The organism is Paenibacillus tyrphae (assembly GCF_027925525.1).
Taxonomy (GTDB): domain Bacteria; phylum Bacillota; class Bacilli; order Paenibacillales; family NBRC-103111; genus Paenibacillus_G; species Paenibacillus_G tyrfis_B.
Genome location: NZ_BSDJ01000019.1, coordinates 105,250 through 120,156, shown reverse-complemented (window position 1 = coordinate 120,156; position 14,907 = coordinate 105,250). Strand labels below are relative to the sequence as shown.

Annotated in this window: 15 protein-coding genes and 1 other annotated feature; of the genes, 7 read left to right on the top strand and 8 right to left on the bottom strand. The window is 56.2% G+C overall.

From position 1 onward, the window contains the following. Nucleotides 1-119: 119 nt before the first annotated feature. Nucleotides 120-917 (bottom strand): carbon-nitrogen family hydrolase, encoded by a 798-nt coding sequence (locus tag QMG93_RS22185; protein ID WP_281940313.1) that lies wholly within the window; start codon nt 915-917, stop codon nt 120-122. 102 nt (nt 918-1,019) lie between these two features. After that, nucleotides 1,020-1,808, bottom strand: a complete 789-nt coding sequence (locus tag QMG93_RS22180) for a class I SAM-dependent methyltransferase (protein WP_281940311.1) — start codon at nt 1,806-1,808, stop codon at nt 1,020-1,022. A 291-nt stretch (nt 1,809-2,099) separates the two neighbouring features. Between QMG93_RS22180 and QMG93_RS22175 the strand changes: the two genes are divergently transcribed. The 7 genes from QMG93_RS22175 (at nt 2,100) to mtnB (ending at nt 9,625) form a co-directional block, all read left to right on the top strand. Further along, nucleotides 2,100-3,311, top strand: a complete 1,212-nt coding sequence (locus QMG93_RS22175) for a pyridoxal phosphate-dependent aminotransferase (RefSeq protein WP_281940309.1) — start codon at nt 2,100-2,102, stop codon at nt 3,309-3,311. Nucleotides 3,312-3,354: 43 nt separating this feature from the next. Further along, nucleotides 3,355-3,577: a binding site (T-box leader), on the top strand. Between the two features lie 73 nt (nt 3,578-3,650). After that, complete coding sequence (gene proB, locus QMG93_RS22170) at nt 3,651-4,784, top strand: glutamate 5-kinase (protein WP_281940307.1); 1,134 nt, start codon at nt 3,651-3,653, stop codon at nt 4,782-4,784. 67 nt (nt 4,785-4,851) lie between these two features. Then, nucleotides 4,852-6,099, top strand: a complete 1,248-nt coding sequence (locus QMG93_RS22165) for a glutamate-5-semialdehyde dehydrogenase (protein ID WP_281940322.1) — start codon at nt 4,852-4,854, stop codon at nt 6,097-6,099. Nucleotides 6,100-6,145: 46 nt separating this feature from the next. Beyond that, a complete protein-coding gene (gene proC, locus QMG93_RS22160; protein WP_281940305.1) occupies nt 6,146-7,012 on the top strand; it encodes a pyrroline-5-carboxylate reductase in 867 nt (288 codons plus the stop codon). A gap of 15 nt (nt 7,013-7,027) precedes the next feature. Further along, a complete protein-coding gene (locus QMG93_RS22155; RefSeq protein ID WP_281940303.1) occupies nt 7,028-8,326 on the top strand; it encodes a 2,3-diketo-5-methylthiopentyl-1-phosphate enolase in 1,299 nt (432 codons plus the stop codon). Further along, complete coding sequence (locus QMG93_RS22150) at nt 8,323-8,991, top strand: 2-hydroxy-3-keto-5-methylthiopentenyl-1-phosphate phosphatase (protein WP_281940301.1); 669 nt, start codon at nt 8,323-8,325, stop codon at nt 8,989-8,991. The genes QMG93_RS22155 and QMG93_RS22150 overlap by 4 nt, the downstream gene beginning before the upstream one ends. Next, nucleotides 8,981-9,625: a methylthioribulose 1-phosphate dehydratase gene (mtnB, locus tag QMG93_RS22145; RefSeq protein WP_036677417.1), complete on the top strand. Its 645-nt coding sequence runs from the start codon at nt 8,981-8,983 to the stop codon at nt 9,623-9,625. The genes QMG93_RS22150 and mtnB overlap by 11 nt, the downstream gene beginning before the upstream one ends. A 107-nt stretch (nt 9,626-9,732) precedes the next feature. On the opposite strand, the gene QMG93_RS22140 is transcribed toward mtnB, so the two are convergent. The 6 genes from QMG93_RS22140 to pyrF all read right to left on the bottom strand — a co-directional run bounded on the left by QMG93_RS22140 (nt 9,733) and on the right by pyrF (nt 14,790). Beyond that, nucleotides 9,733-10,617, bottom strand: a complete 885-nt coding sequence (locus QMG93_RS22140) for an ABC transporter permease (protein WP_281940298.1) — start codon at nt 10,615-10,617, stop codon at nt 9,733-9,735. Continuing rightward, nucleotides 10,614-11,567, bottom strand: coding sequence for an ABC transporter ATP-binding protein (locus tag QMG93_RS22135; protein ID WP_281940296.1), 954 nt, complete (start codon nt 11,565-11,567; stop codon nt 10,614-10,616). Before QMG93_RS22135 ends, QMG93_RS22140 begins: the two co-directional genes overlap by 4 nt. Then, on the bottom strand, nt 11,564-12,688 hold the full coding sequence (locus QMG93_RS22130; protein WP_281940294.1) for a hypothetical protein: 1,125 nt from the start codon (nt 12,686-12,688) through the stop codon (nt 11,564-11,566). The genes QMG93_RS22135 and QMG93_RS22130 overlap by 4 nt, the downstream gene beginning before the upstream one ends. Nucleotides 12,689-12,702: 14 nt before the next feature. Beyond that, complete coding sequence (locus QMG93_RS22125; RefSeq protein ID WP_281940292.1) at nt 12,703-13,221, bottom strand: sigma-70 family RNA polymerase sigma factor; 519 nt, start codon at nt 13,219-13,221, stop codon at nt 12,703-12,705. Nucleotides 13,222-13,357: 136 nt separating this feature from the next. Then, the gene (gene pyrE, locus QMG93_RS22120; protein WP_281940290.1) at nt 13,358-14,017 is read right to left on the bottom strand and encodes an orotate phosphoribosyltransferase; all 660 of its coding nucleotides are present in this window, start codon (nt 14,015-14,017) and stop codon (nt 13,358-13,360) included. Between the two features lie 50 nt (nt 14,018-14,067). After that, nucleotides 14,068-14,790 carry an orotidine-5'-phosphate decarboxylase gene (gene pyrF, locus QMG93_RS22115; protein WP_281940288.1) on the bottom strand — a complete coding sequence of 241 codons (723 nt, stop codon included), beginning with the start codon at nt 14,788-14,790 and terminating at the stop codon, nt 14,068-14,070. Nucleotides 14,791-14,907: the final 117 nt, after the last annotated feature.

Here is a 14,907-nt window from a genome sequence, read left to right as displayed (position 1 = left end):
GCCGCTATCGCTTCTCCAGTGGATACCCCACCTCCGTTTGCTTCTCTATTTTTGTAAAAGCTTACTTTCTCAACACTCTGACCGGCCTCGAATGATCCGAGCCGGTTTTTCATACCTTTTTAATATAAAGAAGGACGTCTGTCTTCAAATACCGGAATTTTGCTGCGTACGGCAGGCACCTCGCTAAGGTCGACGGCAGCGCGAACGATCGTTTCGGCTTCCCCCCCTTCGGCCAGCACCTCGCCCCACGGATCGATGACCATCGAATGACCGAAAAACTCCGTCGTCCCGCTCACGCCTACGCGGTTGCAGGAGACGACGAACATCTGGTTTTCGATCGCCCTAGCCATCAGCAGCGTGCGCCAGTGATGCAGCCGCGGATTCGGCCATTCGGCCGGAACGAATAAAATTTGCGCGCCGCCAAGCGCCAGCTTTCGCGCAAGCTCCGGGAAGCGGATGTCATAGCAGATCATCATGCCGGCCGGAATGCCGTCCAATTGCAGTTCGCCCGCCCGGTCTCCGCTTTGCAGAAACTTCTCCTCATCCATCAGCCGGAACAAATGAATTTTCGAGTAGTCTCCTGCACGGTTTCCTTGCCGGTCATATGCGAATATCGTATTGTAAACGCCGTCGTCCCGCTTCTCCGCGATCGAACCGCCGACGATGTTTACGCCGTGCTTTCGGCTAAACGCCGACAGCAGCGCTTCGGTCCGCTCTCCGTAACGGTCCGCGAGCTCCTGAATCCGATCCAACGCGTAGCCGGTGTTCCACATCTCCGGAAAGACGATCACATCCGGCTTCGAATCATGAGCGACCGCCTCATGCAGAAGGCTCTCCAGCTTTGCGAAGTTGCGTTCGGGTTCTCCTATTGCGATGTCCATCTGCAGCAGAGCCAAATTCCATCGTTGCCCAGCCATCTAACCTTCCCCCTTACCCGTCTCGAAATTCCGGACGCAGCGGCCCGTTTTGGGACGCTACGCCGTTTCTTCCTATTATCATAGAGCAACGTAAGCGGAACTTCAACGCGCTTGCGCAAAGAATATTGTCCAGCGGTCCCGTTCCTCGACTGGCTCATTCGATTCCAAGCCCGAGTCCGCTGCGACGGCATCCGCCAAATCCTGAAGCTCCGCATTCGATAATTCATGCAAAATGGAACGTCCCTTCCGGCTCAATAGCTCCTCCCGATAGTCGCTATAGCTAGCGTAGCTTTTGCGCACCTCCCATAGCTGCGTTTCTTCCACGACTGAGAACCCGGATGCTTCCAATACTTTGCGTATGGCTGCTGCATCGTGACGGCGGCCTGCTTCCAGCTGGCGTAGACGCGGGTACTTCTCGAACCAGTAGCCGCGCAAATGCTCCCTGCTTCCGGGAAGCAGGCAGTCCTCAGGCGTGCGATCTTGCACGATCAGCAGCCCTCCGGGCTTCAGGATCCGCTGCGCCTCGCGGAATACATCCAGCAGTGCTTCTGCGGTAACATGGTGGATCAGCGCGCGCTCCAGCACGAGCTCGACCGAGTCATCGGGCAATCCCGTCCGATCCGCCGTCCCTTGCGCCAAGAGGATCTGCCCGTACTCCGTGCAATGCTCTGCGGCTCCTTGAAGCATCGCTTCGGAGAAATCGATGCCGACGACCGACGAAACGCCCAGCTCTACCAAAGCAACAGAGTAAATGCCCCCGCCGCAGCCGATGTCCGCCGCCGTTTTCCCTTGGGGGCGCGCCTTCTTCCGAATCAGCTCCATCCAGCCGGAATCGGCGAGCCTGCCGGTATAGGTATATTTATTGTATTCGTCGTGAAAGCTTATCGCCATGGACGTTCCCTCCGTTGCCAATATAATTTCATTCCATGAAATCATATATCACTTGTTGAAACTTCACACAGTGAATATAACACATCTTCTTGCTTTTGCACATCATACGCAAATAAAAAATTCCACTCGACAGTTAAATGGATGATTCGATGAAATAGACCCGTATACACACACCGTTTTTCATGTTACATTATTCCTATCCGCTCAGGGTATTTACTATATTCCGATGAGAACAGAAGGAATTAATCGTAAGGCAACACATTTGAAACCAAACTAAATGGAGTGACATAGATGAACACCAATAACCCGACAAAAGCAGCCGTCAGCGCTTTTCCCATGATTCCGGCACAGCGGCTGCAAGAACTGCCCACCCAATTTTTCGCCACACTTGTGCGCAAGGCCAATGTCCAGATTGCTGCAGGACACGACGTCATCAATCTGGGACAAGGGAATCCGGATCGCCCGACCCCGCCGCACATCGTCAAGGCGCTGCAACAAGCGGCGGAAAATCCGCAGTACCACCGCTACCCTCCGTTCAACGGCTACTTGTTCTTAAAAGAGGCTGTCGCCCAACGATACCGGGAAGATTATGGCGTCGAGCTTGACCCGGAAACGGAAGTGGCGGTTTTGTTCGGCGGCAAAACCGGCCTTGTAGAAATTGCCCAATGCCTGCTCAATCCCGGCGACGTCTGTTTAGTGCCGGACCCGGGATACCCGGATTACTGGTCCGGTGTCGCCCTGGCCGGCGCCCGGATGGCCTTTATGCCGCTTCTGGAATCGAACGGATTCCTGCCGGATTACAGCGCGCTTTCCGCCGATGACGTAAATCTCGCGAAGCTGATGTTCATCAACTACCCGAACAATCCGACGGCGGTTTCAGCTCCGGCTTCCTTCTATGAAGAGACAATTGCTTTTGCGGCGAAGCACGGCATCGTTGTCGCCAGCGACTTTGCTTACGGCGCCATCGGCTTCGACGGACAGAAGCCAGTCAGCTTCCTGCAGCTGCCGGGCGCCAAGGAAGTCGGCGTCGAATTTTACACGCTGTCCAAAACGTACAACATGGCCGGCTGGCGGGTCGGCTTCTGCCTCGGAAACCCCGAAATCGTGCGGATGATCAACTTGATTCAGGATCATTACTACTGCAGCTTGTTCGGAGGCATCCAAGAGGCGGCGGCCGTCGCGTTGACCGGCCCGCAGGATAGCGTTCGCGAGCTCGTGCAGATATACCAGAGCCGCAGAGACGCCCTGTTCGGCGCTTTGGACCGGATCGGCTGGCAAGCGTCGCGTTCGCAAGGCTCTTTCTTCACTTGGCTGCCCGTGCCGAAGGGCTATACATCGGAGTCGTTCTCCGACATGCTGCTTGAGCAGGCCAAGATTGTCGTCGCTCCGGGAGTCGGCTTCGGCGATCACGGCGAAGGCTATGTGCGCCTCGGCTTGCTCAGCACCGAAGAGCGGCTCCGCGAAGCGGTTGACCGAATCGACGCGCTTCGCCTGTTCGGCTGATCGCCTTTACAAACCTCCCCCCTCATGCTATGCTAATGAAAAGCAAAACGTATTGATGGGAATAGTAGGAAAGCCCCTGCACGATCAGAGAGTAAATTCCACCGGCTGCGAGAATTTACCGTGGAGCCTTGCCGAACCCGCCCCTGAACGGCCAGCGACGAGCTGGACGGCTTTCCCTGCCGTTACAAGGGTCTGAAGCAGGATGGATTGATCGTCAATTCATCAAGTAAGGTGGTACCGCGGAAGTAGAGGCTTTCGTCCTTAAAGGACGGGGCCTTTTTGTGTTTTCCGCCCCTGCCCCGGGCGACAGCCAGATCAGTCATGGAAAGAGTGATTCCTATGCAGCAAACGATCGTAGTGAAAATCGGCAGCAGCTCGCTAACGTCCGACGAAGGCGGATTGAACCGGGCAAAAATCGCATTTTTTGCAGATGAGCTGGCGGCGCTTCGCGCCCAAGGCTTTCCTGTGCTCCTCGTGACCTCGGGTGCCGTGGCAGCCGGCTTTCGGGAGCTGGGCTACGCGTCGCGTCCCAAGCTGCTGCACGAGAAGCAGGCCTCCGCTTCCGTCGGGCAGGCGCTGCTGATGCAAGCATATCAAGCCGCATTTTCGGGGCATGGCGTAGGCGTAGGGCAAATTTTGCTGACCCGCTCCGACTTCTCCAACCGCAAGCGAATCCACAACGCGCAGATGACGATTGAAGAGCTGCTGCGCCGCGGAATGCTGCCGATCATTAACGAAAACGATACGGTTTCGGTCGACGAGCTGAAATTCGGGGACAATGATACGCTTTCCGCCCTCGTAGCCAATCTGGTCCGGGCGCAAAGGCTGGTCATTCTCACCGATACGGACGGATTATACACCGAAGACCCGCGCAAAAACGCCGACGCCAAACGGATCGACCGCGTACTGGAAATCGACGAAAGCATTTACCGGATTGCCGGCGGTTCCGGTTCCAGTGTTGGCACCGGCGGGATGCGCTCCAAAATCGAGGCCGCACGAATCGCCATGCGCGGCGGCGTGCCGGTGTTCGTCGGGCGCGTTGCGGAGCCCGGCGATCTGATGCTGGCCGTGGAAGGAACCGGGAAAGGCACTTATTTCGATACGGCGGAGCATAATTTGCCGATGAAGAAGCAGTGGCTCGGTTTCCACTCCCAGCCGCAGGGCTCGGTCTATGTGGACGAAGGCGCGGAGTTGGCTCTCATCGCAGGCGGCAAAAGCTTGCTGCCCGCGGGAGTTAAGGAAGTGACCGGGGAGTTCCATCCCGGCGATGTCATCGAAGTGCTCGGCCCGGATGGGGAAACGATCGGACGCGGCGTCGTCAATTATGCCTCCTGGCAGCTACAGGCCGTTGCCGGTCTTAGTACGGAGGAAGTACAGAAGCGGATCGAGGTATCGCGCATCGAAGTCATCCATCGCGACGAATGGATTACCCTCGCATCCACGGCAAAAGCAAAAGATACAGCTGAAACCTAGGCAAGTATGACTTAAAACGATGCTCCGAAGGAGGAAGTTGAACATGACAACGGATCAAGCTCTAAACCTGAGCGAAGTGGTGCAAAAAGCGAAGCTGGCCAAGCAAGCCGCGCCGAAGCTCGGTTTGCTCAGCACCGGGCAAAAGAACGATGCGCTGCTGCGCATGGCGGACGCCCTCGTAGCGGAGGCCGAATCGATCATCGCGGCCAACGCCGAGGATCTACAGCGCGGACGCGAGAGCGGCATCAGCACCTCACTGCTCGATCGGCTGGCCCTGAACCGCCAGCGGATCGAAGCGATGGCCGACGGATTGCGGCAGGTCGTCGCGTTGCCCGATCCGATCGGCGATACGCTGGAGGCGTTCGACCGCCCGAACGGCCTGCAAATCCGCAAGGTCCGCGTGCCGCTCGGCGTCATCGGCATCATCTACGAAGCGCGCCCGAACGTAACGGTGGATGCGGCCGGACTCTGCCTGAAAACCGGCAATGCCGTCGTCTTGCGCGGCGGCTCCTCGGCGCTCCAGTCCAATAAACGGATCGTCGAAGTGCTCCACGAGGCGCTGAAATCGACCGACGTTCCGGCAGACGCGCTGCAGCTCGTCATGGACCCGAGCCGTGCATCGGTGGACGAAATGCTCAAGCTGAACGGCCTGCTCGACGTGCTTATTCCGCGCGGCGGCGCTTCATTGATTCAGAACGTCGTCAAAAACGCAACCGTACCGGTGATTGAGACTGGGGCCGGTATTTGCCATACTTATATCGACGCCAGCGCGCAGCCGGATATGGCACTGAAGATCGCCATCAACGCGAAAGTACAGCGGCCTTCCGTATGCAACTCGATGGAAACGCTGCTGGTGCATCGTGATTTCGCGGAACGACATCTGGCGAGCATCGCCGAGCAATTCGTGCAGCAAATGGTCGAGCTGCGGGGAGATGAGGAAGCGCAGCGGCTTGTGCCGACGGTGAAAGCGGCCTCGGAAGCCGACTGGGATACCGAGTATAATGACTATATTTTGAACGTTCGTGTCGTAAACGGACTGGATGAGGCGCTAGAGCATATACGCCGCCACGGGACGATGCACTCGGAATGCATCGTGACGGAAGACGAGGCGAACGCTGTGCGTTTCCTGCAGGAAGTCGATGCCGCAGCGGTGTATCATAACGCCTCCACCCGTTTCACGGACGGCTTCGAATTCGGCTTCGGCGCCGAAATCGGCATCAGCACGCAAAAGCTGCACGCTCGCGGTCCTATGGGCTTGCCGGCGCTGACGTCGAGCAAATACTGCATTGTCGGAGACGGGCAAATTCGCGGTTAACCCAGAAGATCGTATACACTTGCAAAGTTCGAAAGGAGCAGCCAATATGTCACAGATTTTATCCAAAAACATCACGTTCGTCGGCGCCGGCTCCATGGCGGAAGCGATCATCCGGGGACTCATCTCCGAGGCGGGCATGCAGCCGGAACAGCTTGTAGCCGTCAACCGGTCGAATGAAGCCCGTCTGCAAGAACTGAAGAAGCAGTACGGCATTCGATACGCCGCGGGAGCTGCCGAGCGAAACGATGCTATCGCTTCAGCCGATATCATCGTCTTGGCCTTTAAGCCGAGCGACGCCGCTCAGGGCTTGCTCGATTTGAAGCCGATGCTCCGCAAAGAGCAACTGCTCGTATCGGTAATTGCCGGACTTTCCATCGACATGATGGAAGCGATTCTCGGCGGCACCGGCTGGGCCATTGTCCGCACGATGCCCAACACATCCAGCACCATCGGGCTTGGCGCAACCGGGCTCAGCTTTTCCCGGGGCGTCTCGGACGCGCAGCGGCAGCTGGGCGAAGAGATGTTCCGCTCCGTCGGCATCGTATCGATCGTCGAAGAATCGCTGATGGAAACGATTGTAGGGCTATCCGGCTGCGGCCCGGCCTATATTTATTATATGATGGAAGCCATGATCGAAGGCGGGATGAGCGGAGGGCTAACGCATGAGGAGGCCAAGCGTCTGACCGTGCAAACGGTGATGGGTGCGGCCCGCATGGTCGAGCTGAGCGGAGAAGAGCCGGCCGAGCTGCGCCGCAAGGTGACGTCTCCGAACGGCGCTACGCATGCGGCCATCGAGACGATGGACCACTGCGGCTTCACCGATACGGTTTCCAAAGCGATACGCCGCGCCACGGAACGTTCGGCCGAAATGGGCGCGGCGATCAGCGCTTCCATCGCTTCCCATACCAAGTAAAGAAGGTGTCCGTTTGTGAGTCTTGCTATATCCTCAGCGTATTGCGTAGCCACCTACCGTTGTTATGACGAGAAAGCCGATTTTCATAAAAAAGCGACCGGCATCGCCGTCGGTCTGACCGTCGGAAGCTGGACCGAGCTGCCGGAAGCGCGCAAGGCGGAAATGGAAAAGCATCTCGGCCGTGTCGTCAGCGTGGACGTACACGAACCGTCGGCAGGCGAGCCCGCTTCCGCAAGATATGCAGATATTCGTATCGCTTATCCCGATATTAATTTCAGCCGCGATATCCCTGCCCTGCTTGTCACTGTTTTCGGGAAGCTGTCAATGGACGGCCGGATCAAGCTGATCGACCTGGCATTCTCCGAGTCGTTCTTATCCGCCTTTCCGGGACCGCGCTTCGGCATCGAGGGCGTGCGCAAGCTGCTTGGCATCCACGACCGTCCGCTGCTCATGAGCATTTTCAAATCGGTGATCGGCCACGATCTGCCCGCGCTGCGGGAGCAGTTTTATCAGCAGGCGCTCGGCGGCGTCGACCTGATCAAGGACGACGAGATTTTGTTTGAGAATCCGCTGACTCCGATCGAGAAGCGGGTCGAGCTGTGCATGCAGGCGGCGGCAGAAGCCGAGCGGGAAACCGGCCAGAAGCTGCTGTACGCGGCCAATTTGACCGGACCGACCTTCGGGCTCGTCGAACAAGCCAAAAAAGCGATCGACGCCGGAGCCAACGCGCTGCTCTTCAATGTGCTCGCTTACGGCTTTGACGCTCTCAGCGAGCTGAGCCGTCACCCTGACGTCAACGTGCCGCTGATGGCTCACCCGTCACTCGCCGGGGCCTTGTATCCGTCACCGTATCACGGCATCGCTGCGAACGTGCTGCTTGGCAAGCTCATGCGGCTCGCCGGGGCCGATCTGGTGCTGTTCCCTTCGCCGTACGGTTCCGTCGTTATGCCGAAGGAAGAGAACATGGCGATCAAGGAAGCGCTGCTGACAACCGAACGCGCCGATTATATTTACGGCGGGGACGGAGCACCAACGTCCGCGAACGGACAAGTTCCGCTTGCAGCGAGCTTCCCGGTTCCTTCGGCCGGCATTCATCCCGGACTTGTACCGCTCATCCTGCGGGATTTTGGCGGAGAAGTAGTGGTCAATGCGGGAGGCGGAGTACATGGCCATCCTATGGGCGCTGCTGCCGGTGGGCAAGCCTTCCGGCAGGCAATTGACGGCTGCCAGGCGAGTGTTCCGCTGCGGGAGTATGCCGCGGATGGGCATCCTGAGCTGCAAGCCGCAATTGACGCTTGGGGGATTAAAGAATGAGCAAGCAGCGGGTTATTTTTTGCGATTTCGACGGGACGATTACCGTCAACGACAATATCGTGGCGATTATGAAGCATTTTCAGCCCGAGGGCTGGGATACGTTGGTTAATCAAGTCATCTCCAAGGAAATCACGATCCGTGAAGGCGTCGGACGCATGTTTGCGCTTCTTCCGACCTCCCGCCGGCAGGAAGTCGTCGATTACGCGATCGGCAACGTGACGATTCGCAGCGGGTTCCGCGAGCTGCTGGATTACTGTAAGCGAGAGGACATCCTCTTCTTGGTGACAAGCGGCGGAATCGACTTTTTCGTCTATCCCGTTCTGTCGTCGTTTGCGATTCTAAAGGAGAACATTTATTGCAACGCGAGCGATTTCAGCGGCACGCATATCCGCATTCTGTGGCCGCATTCGTGCGACGCCGAATGTGACAACGACTGCGGTATGTGCAAAACGAGAATCATTCGCTCCTACCCGCGGGAGACGTATGAACGTATCATGATCGGCGACAGCGTAACCGATTTTGCCGGGGCGAAGCTGGCCGATACGGTATTCGCCCGCTCCCATCTGATCGAGCTGTGCCAAGAGCTCGGGTTGAATTACTATCCTTTTGAAGATTTTCACGACGTGATCAAGCGGTTAGAGGAGATGAAAGTGCGTGAGCTTTAGCGCTATTCGTTTGGAAGAGAAGCAGCAGGCGTTCGCCGAGCTGCGTGAGATTAAAACTCTGCTGGCCGCACGCGGCTGGTTTCCGGGAACAAGCGGCAATCTGTCGATCCGGACGGGGGAATTTTCTCCCGAGCAGTTTGCGTTTGCCATTACGGCAAGCGGCAAGGACAAGTCGGTCAACACGCCTTCCGACTACTTGCTGGTCGACCAATCGGGTCAACCGATCGAAACGACCGGCCTGAAGCCGTCCGCGGAAACGCTGATCCACTGCGAGATCTACCGTTTGACGGGCTGCGGCGCGATTTTTCATGTGCACACCGTGTTCAACAATCTCGTCTCCGAGTTGTATGCGGAACGGGGCAGCGTGCCGGTGGACGGCGTCGAGCTGATCAAAGCATTTAACATATGGGAAGAAGAAGCGCATATCGATATCCCGATTCTCCCGAACTACGCGGAAATTCCGCGGATCGCCGAATTGGTCGAAGGCGCGATCGTGCCCCGCATTCCCGGCATTCTGCTGCGCAAGCACGGCATTTACGCCTGGGGCGCCAATGCCTTCGAGGCGAAGCGCCACCTCGAAGCGTTCGAGTTTCTATTCGAGTATGCGTATCGCTGGGCTCTGCTGAAGAAGTAGACCGTTTCAATAACAACGCGGTTCTTCTCGGCTTAATCGCAAAAGCCCGTCTATTCCCCATCGCATTGCGTTGAGGTATAGACGGGCTTTTTTTATCGAAAAAGCATTCATAGGTCCTTTCTCCGAAACGACCACAAGCCGAGCAGCAGCATAACAAGCATATATCCGGCACTATACATTAGAAAGGCGTTTGACGGCACTTGGCCGACACCGAAAAAACCGAAAAGACTTCTAATATTCACCAGTCCTTGAAGCTCATTCACGGCAAACAGCTCCGCTTGCATCCGGTTTTGCAGCGAATCGGCCGGCATGACAAGCGACATAATTCCTGCGATGGTCAGCAGCGGCTTAATGGCTATATTTTGGTCAATTTGGACTGAGCCTGCCACTTTTTCGATCATGCCTCCGAGCCATCCCGCCCCGTAAAGCATCGTCATCAGCACGCCGTTCCCGGTGGAGGAAAAATGGCAGGAACCCAGCATCGATAAAGATACAAGCAATGGCACAACGAAAATAAACAAAGCGAACGAACGCGCTAGCGACACGATATCCCCGGGAATACCGGCATGAGCCCAAGCCACCAGCAGAATCGATATAAAAAGCAGCGCCGCGTAACCGATTCCCCAACTGACAAATCCGATCCATCGACCCATGTACCAGGATAAACGGGATAATGGCCGAGTCATTAAGGCCTGCAGTACGCCCTGCTCGGCTTCCCCTGCAATCACGGAGAACGAGCTGAAAATGGACAAAAAAGCAATGACGAACGAACCGAAAAAAAAGCCGAGCGACAAGATCATCGCGCTTCGTTCGTAAACGGCAATTATATATTGCACGTCCGACGGATTATAGGTGCCGTCATGCAAGCTTGCTCCGATGGTTTTGGCAACAAACCAGAAGGCGAACAAGAAAATGACGGTCATCAGCAGCGTCAGCAGCATGACGCGTTTGCGCAGCAGCTCCTTCCAAGTTGAGCCGATGATGGTAATCATTCGCGTTCCCCCCTGTGGCTCCGTCCGGCAACGGAGCTGACGAACCATTCGTCCAGCTTCGTTTTTGCCTTCTTTACTTCGTAGAGCGTCATCCCCTGTTCGATAACAAGCGCGTTCAACCAGCCGACCTGTTCGTCATCTTCCAGCTCCGCTTCCAGCCAGACCGAATCTTCTTCCGCTCCTATCTCAAGAAGACGTACGGTCAGGCCCGAGGCTTCCTGAAGCCAGGCCAGCAAAAACGGCGCAAACCCGCCGACACGAAGGTGCCAGCGGGATGTCTCGTGCAGCACGTCGGCCACGGAACCAACCTGCAGAATTTGACCGTTATTCAGCAAGGCCACGCGATCGCAAAGCAGCTCCACGTCCTCCAACAGGTGCGAGTTGAGAAAAATCGTTTTTCCTTGCGCCTTCATCAGCCGGAGCAATTCTCGTACGTCTCTCCGGCCCAATGGATCAAGCGCGGAGGCCGGCTCGTCCAAAAAAACGATAGGCGGGTCGTTTACCAAGGCGCAAGCCAAGCCGAGCCGCTGCTGCATTCCTTTGGAATACATCTTCACCCGGTCTTTGCCCCTCAGCCCGAGCCCGACGAGATCGAGCAGCTCCGGAATGCGTCGCTTCACCTCGGAAGCTTCGACGCCGCATAGCCGGGCATGCAGTTGCAGCACTTCTTCGCCGTTGAGCCAATCCTGGTACCGGTACAGCTCCGGCAAGTAGCCGAAATGCCTTCTCGCTTCCAACGAGCCGATCGGATGGCCGCAAATCGCACCGTGGCCCTGCGTCGGCCGGATCAAGCCGACGAGCATTTTCACAAAGGTGCTCTTGCCAGCTCCGTTCGGGCCGAGGAAGCCAAAGGCTTCCCCTTCCCCTACGGTAATCGTAATGCTGCGGCAACCGCGGCCGTTGCCGTAATCTTTCGTCAGCTCATGCGCTGTAATGGCTAGCCCGGTCAAGAGCCGATCAGCTCCTTCACTTTGCCAAGCAGTGCTTCGCGATCCGTGAGATATTCATAGCCATAAAGTTTGAAGAGTTGACCTTGCTTCACCCACATGGCATTGTAATAATTATGATTTTTCGTAGATTCTGTCATGATCAGCACATCCGTGCTTCCCACTTTGACCTTCTCGGTAGGCTGATTCGTGATGATAGGCAGCGGCACGTTTCCGGTAGTAAGCAGGTCCACGTTCTGCAAGTTCTGCTTCAAATTCTCCGGTAGCAGCGGGAACTGCAGAACCGCTTGCAGCGCTTCGGCCACTGGAATCGACGGATCGACTGATACGACCGGAATCGGCTCCTGGGTCAGAGAGTAGCTTCGTTCGCCGTTTTTCACGTTCAGATGGACTTTTTCGCCCGTTTCAAGCGTAATCGGTTTCCCGTCCACGGATTCAGGCAGCATCTGCTTCGCGCCAAGTCTGGACATTGCCCGGTTTACTTCGTCAACGTTCAACTTTAACGTCAGCGTATTGGAGGGGCTAACGTAAGGCTTATCTTGCTTCGCGTTGTAATCCTGAGGAAAGACGATACTGCGTCCCAGCATCTGCGAAAGCTCATTGGCCTCAAAAGATCCTCTTATTTTGCCGGATGTATTCGTGAATGCTCCAAGTTTGTTGATGTTTTCTTTCGTTTGTCCTTCCGGAAAAGCGCTGTTCAGCAAATACGTCAGATCGTTTTCCTGAACGACCGTCATTTCCTGCATCCGAAATTTATTCAATATGGAAGCCAGCGCTTCGTTGCCGATTGGCGTGCTCAGGAAAGCGGCCAGTACCAGCACCGCGGCCGAAACAGCCACCCGCTTCCTGCGCCGTTTGATCCAACGAACGAACGGATAAGTTTTAGTCGTCTCCGTTGTCCTGTTCGGTTCCAAAACAGGCAATGGACGACTATCGTCGGAAACAGCGATTGATTGTAACGATTCTGTCTCCCCGGCTTCTGCCAACGACGGATTTAATTTATCAGCTTCCTTTGCCCACTCCTCCCAACGAAGCGATTTCGGTTCGGAAGCAAGCCGCTGCTGAAGCTTCTCCCAAGCCGCATTCGTGGGGTCGGAATTTTTCCTTACAAATGACTCAGTCATATGCCGTGGTCCTCCTATTCAACTTGTGTTTGCAATTTCGCATGCCGTTTCAATCGGGCGGTCGCCCGGTTGATAAGCGTGCCTACAAGCGGTGCGCGAATTTGAAGCTTCTCGGCGATCTCCGCGTAACTGTAGCCGGAGAATCGAAGGAGCAATACTTGCCGGTCGCGTTCCGAAAGTTGGTCCAGCCAACCGCGCAATTCCTCGTGCTCAAACTGCTCCAAAACCGTCTCCTCGTTCGACTTGCCTTCCTGCTCCGTTACCCGGAGATGGAGCTCCTGCTTCTCCTGAAGCGCCCGTTCGCGAGCTCGCTTGGACATATGGTCGTAGGCGATCCGGGTCAGTACCCGATGAAGCCAAGCGCCGATCAATTGCGGATCGTCCGGCGGATTGCGGTATAACCGCAGAAATACTTCCTGGGCCAAGTCCTCGGCGGCTGCCTCGTCGCGGACTAACGCGATTAATTTTCGGCGCACCGACGGGTAATGCTTATAAAATATATGACGGAAATAATCGGAATCCGGATGTTCCAATGTGATGTCCTCCTTTCAGCTGCAGCTATACATAAGACAGGGGTCAGCTTTATTTTGTATCACCCGGTGAAAAAAGAAAAGCATCCAAACTCTTCCCTTTACCGTATCGGAAGAATTCGAATGCCATAAATTTTGTTTAGACTTTGCCGTATTCGCTCGGATTTTCACGCCATGCTTTCAGCGCTTGCAAATCCTGCTCTTGGATGCTGCCGTTCCGAAGAGCGACATCGAGCAGTATCGAGTAATTCGTCAGCGTCTCGAAAGGAATGCCCGATCCCGAAAAGGCCTCTTTCGCTTTCTCGAACTGATACGAGAAGATGCCAAGCACCCCAAGAGCCTGCGCCCCGGCTTCATTGACGGCCAAGGCCACCTTGAGCGAGCTGCCGCCCGTCGAGATCAAGTCCTCGATGACCACCGTCTTCTGGCCGGGCTTGATCAAGCCTTCGATCAAGTTTTCCTTCCCGTGGCCCTTGGCCTTGTCACGCACGTAAACCATTGGCAGACCGAGATTTTGAGCTACCCAAGCCGCATGAGGAATTCCTCCGGTTGCCGCTCCCGCAATGACTTCGGCATCCGGGAAATTGTCGCGGATGAGCGCAACGAAGCCTTCGGCGATCCGTTCGCGGATCTCAGGGAACGAAATGGTCAGCCGGTTATCGCAGTAGATCGGCGATTTCAGACCGGATGTCCAAGTAAACGGCTGCTGCGGACGAAGCGCCACGGCGCCGATCGCGAGCAGGTCGCCGGCAATTTGCCCGGCCAACTCCGGATTTATACGAATCGATGGGGTTGTCATTTGATTTCATCTCCTTAAAGGTGTTGATCTTCGTAAAAACTTCTCCGTCGCTAGATAGAGGCGATAATCGCTTCCAGCGCCGCTCTCGGGTCCGGCGCGGCAGTGATCGGACGGCCAACGACGATATAGTCTGACCCTTGGGCGAACGCTTGCTCCGGCGTCATGACGCGGGATTGATCGCCGATGTCCGCTCCCGCCGGACGGATGCCCGGCGTTACGGTCACAAAGCCGCTTCCGCACGTTTCTTTGATTCGAACGACCTCCAGTGGAGAAGCGACGACACCTTGCAAGCCGGCGGCTTGGGCCAATCGGGCATATCGGATCACCGCATCCTCTACAGTCCCTACGATGCCGATTTCTTCGTTCATGACCGCCTGGCTTGTGCTGGTAAGCTGCGTAACGCCGATGACGATCGGCTTAGGACCGGATGCGGCTTGGAGCGCTTTGTCCACGCCTTCCATCGCCGCCTCCATCATCTGCCTGCCGCCAGCCGCATGCACGTTGAACATGTCTACGCCAAGCTTCGTGATGCTTTCCGCGCCGCCTTTGACAGTATTCGGAATATCGTGCATTTTGAGATCGAGAAAGACGCTATAGCCCTTCTCTTTGAGCATCCGCACGAACGCCGGACCGGCGCTGTAAAACAGCTGCATTCCTACCTTTAAATAACACGGAATGCCTTCCAGCGACCGGACGAGCGACTCCGCCTGCTTCGCCTCGGCATAATCGAGCGCGACCATGATGCGCTTCGCCGCCGCTAAGTTTGTAGACACAAGTTACCGCCCCTTTTCTTTAAAATCGGGTGAATCTGAGACTCGTAGAAGGGCCTAATCAAGGGATTAGCACAGCATTTCCGCAAGAAGCGGAACGCTGTGCTAATGCAATTGTTG

What these genes read in the sequence shown, in the direction of transcription:
- QMG93_RS22185 (WP_281940313.1), bottom strand. Translation starts at nt 917, where the DNA reads ATGGCTGGGCAACGATGGAATTTGGCTCTGCTGCAGATGGACATCGCA.
- QMG93_RS22180 (WP_281940311.1), bottom strand. Translation starts at nt 1,808, where the DNA reads ATGGCGATAAGCTTTCACGACGAATACAATAAATATACCTATACCGGC.
- QMG93_RS22175 (WP_281940309.1), top strand. Translation starts at nt 2,100, where the DNA reads ATGAACACCAATAACCCGACAAAAGCAGCCGTCAGCGCTTTTCCCATG.
- proB (WP_281940307.1), top strand. Translation starts at nt 3,651, where the DNA reads ATGCAGCAAACGATCGTAGTGAAAATCGGCAGCAGCTCGCTAACGTCC.
- proC (WP_281940305.1), top strand. Translation starts at nt 6,146, where the DNA reads ATGTCACAGATTTTATCCAAAAACATCACGTTCGTCGGCGCCGGCTCC.
- QMG93_RS22150 (WP_281940301.1), top strand. Translation starts at nt 8,323, where the DNA reads ATGAGCAAGCAGCGGGTTATTTTTTGCGATTTCGACGGGACGATTACC.
- QMG93_RS22140 (WP_281940298.1), bottom strand. Translation starts at nt 10,617, where the DNA reads ATGATTACCATCATCGGCTCAACTTGGAAGGAGCTGCTGCGCAAACGC.
- QMG93_RS22130 (WP_281940294.1), bottom strand. Translation starts at nt 12,688, where the DNA reads ATGACTGAGTCATTTGTAAGGAAAAATTCCGACCCCACGAATGCGGCT.
- pyrE (WP_281940290.1), bottom strand. Translation starts at nt 14,017, where the DNA reads ATGACAACCCCATCGATTCGTATAAATCCGGAGTTGGCCGGGCAAATT.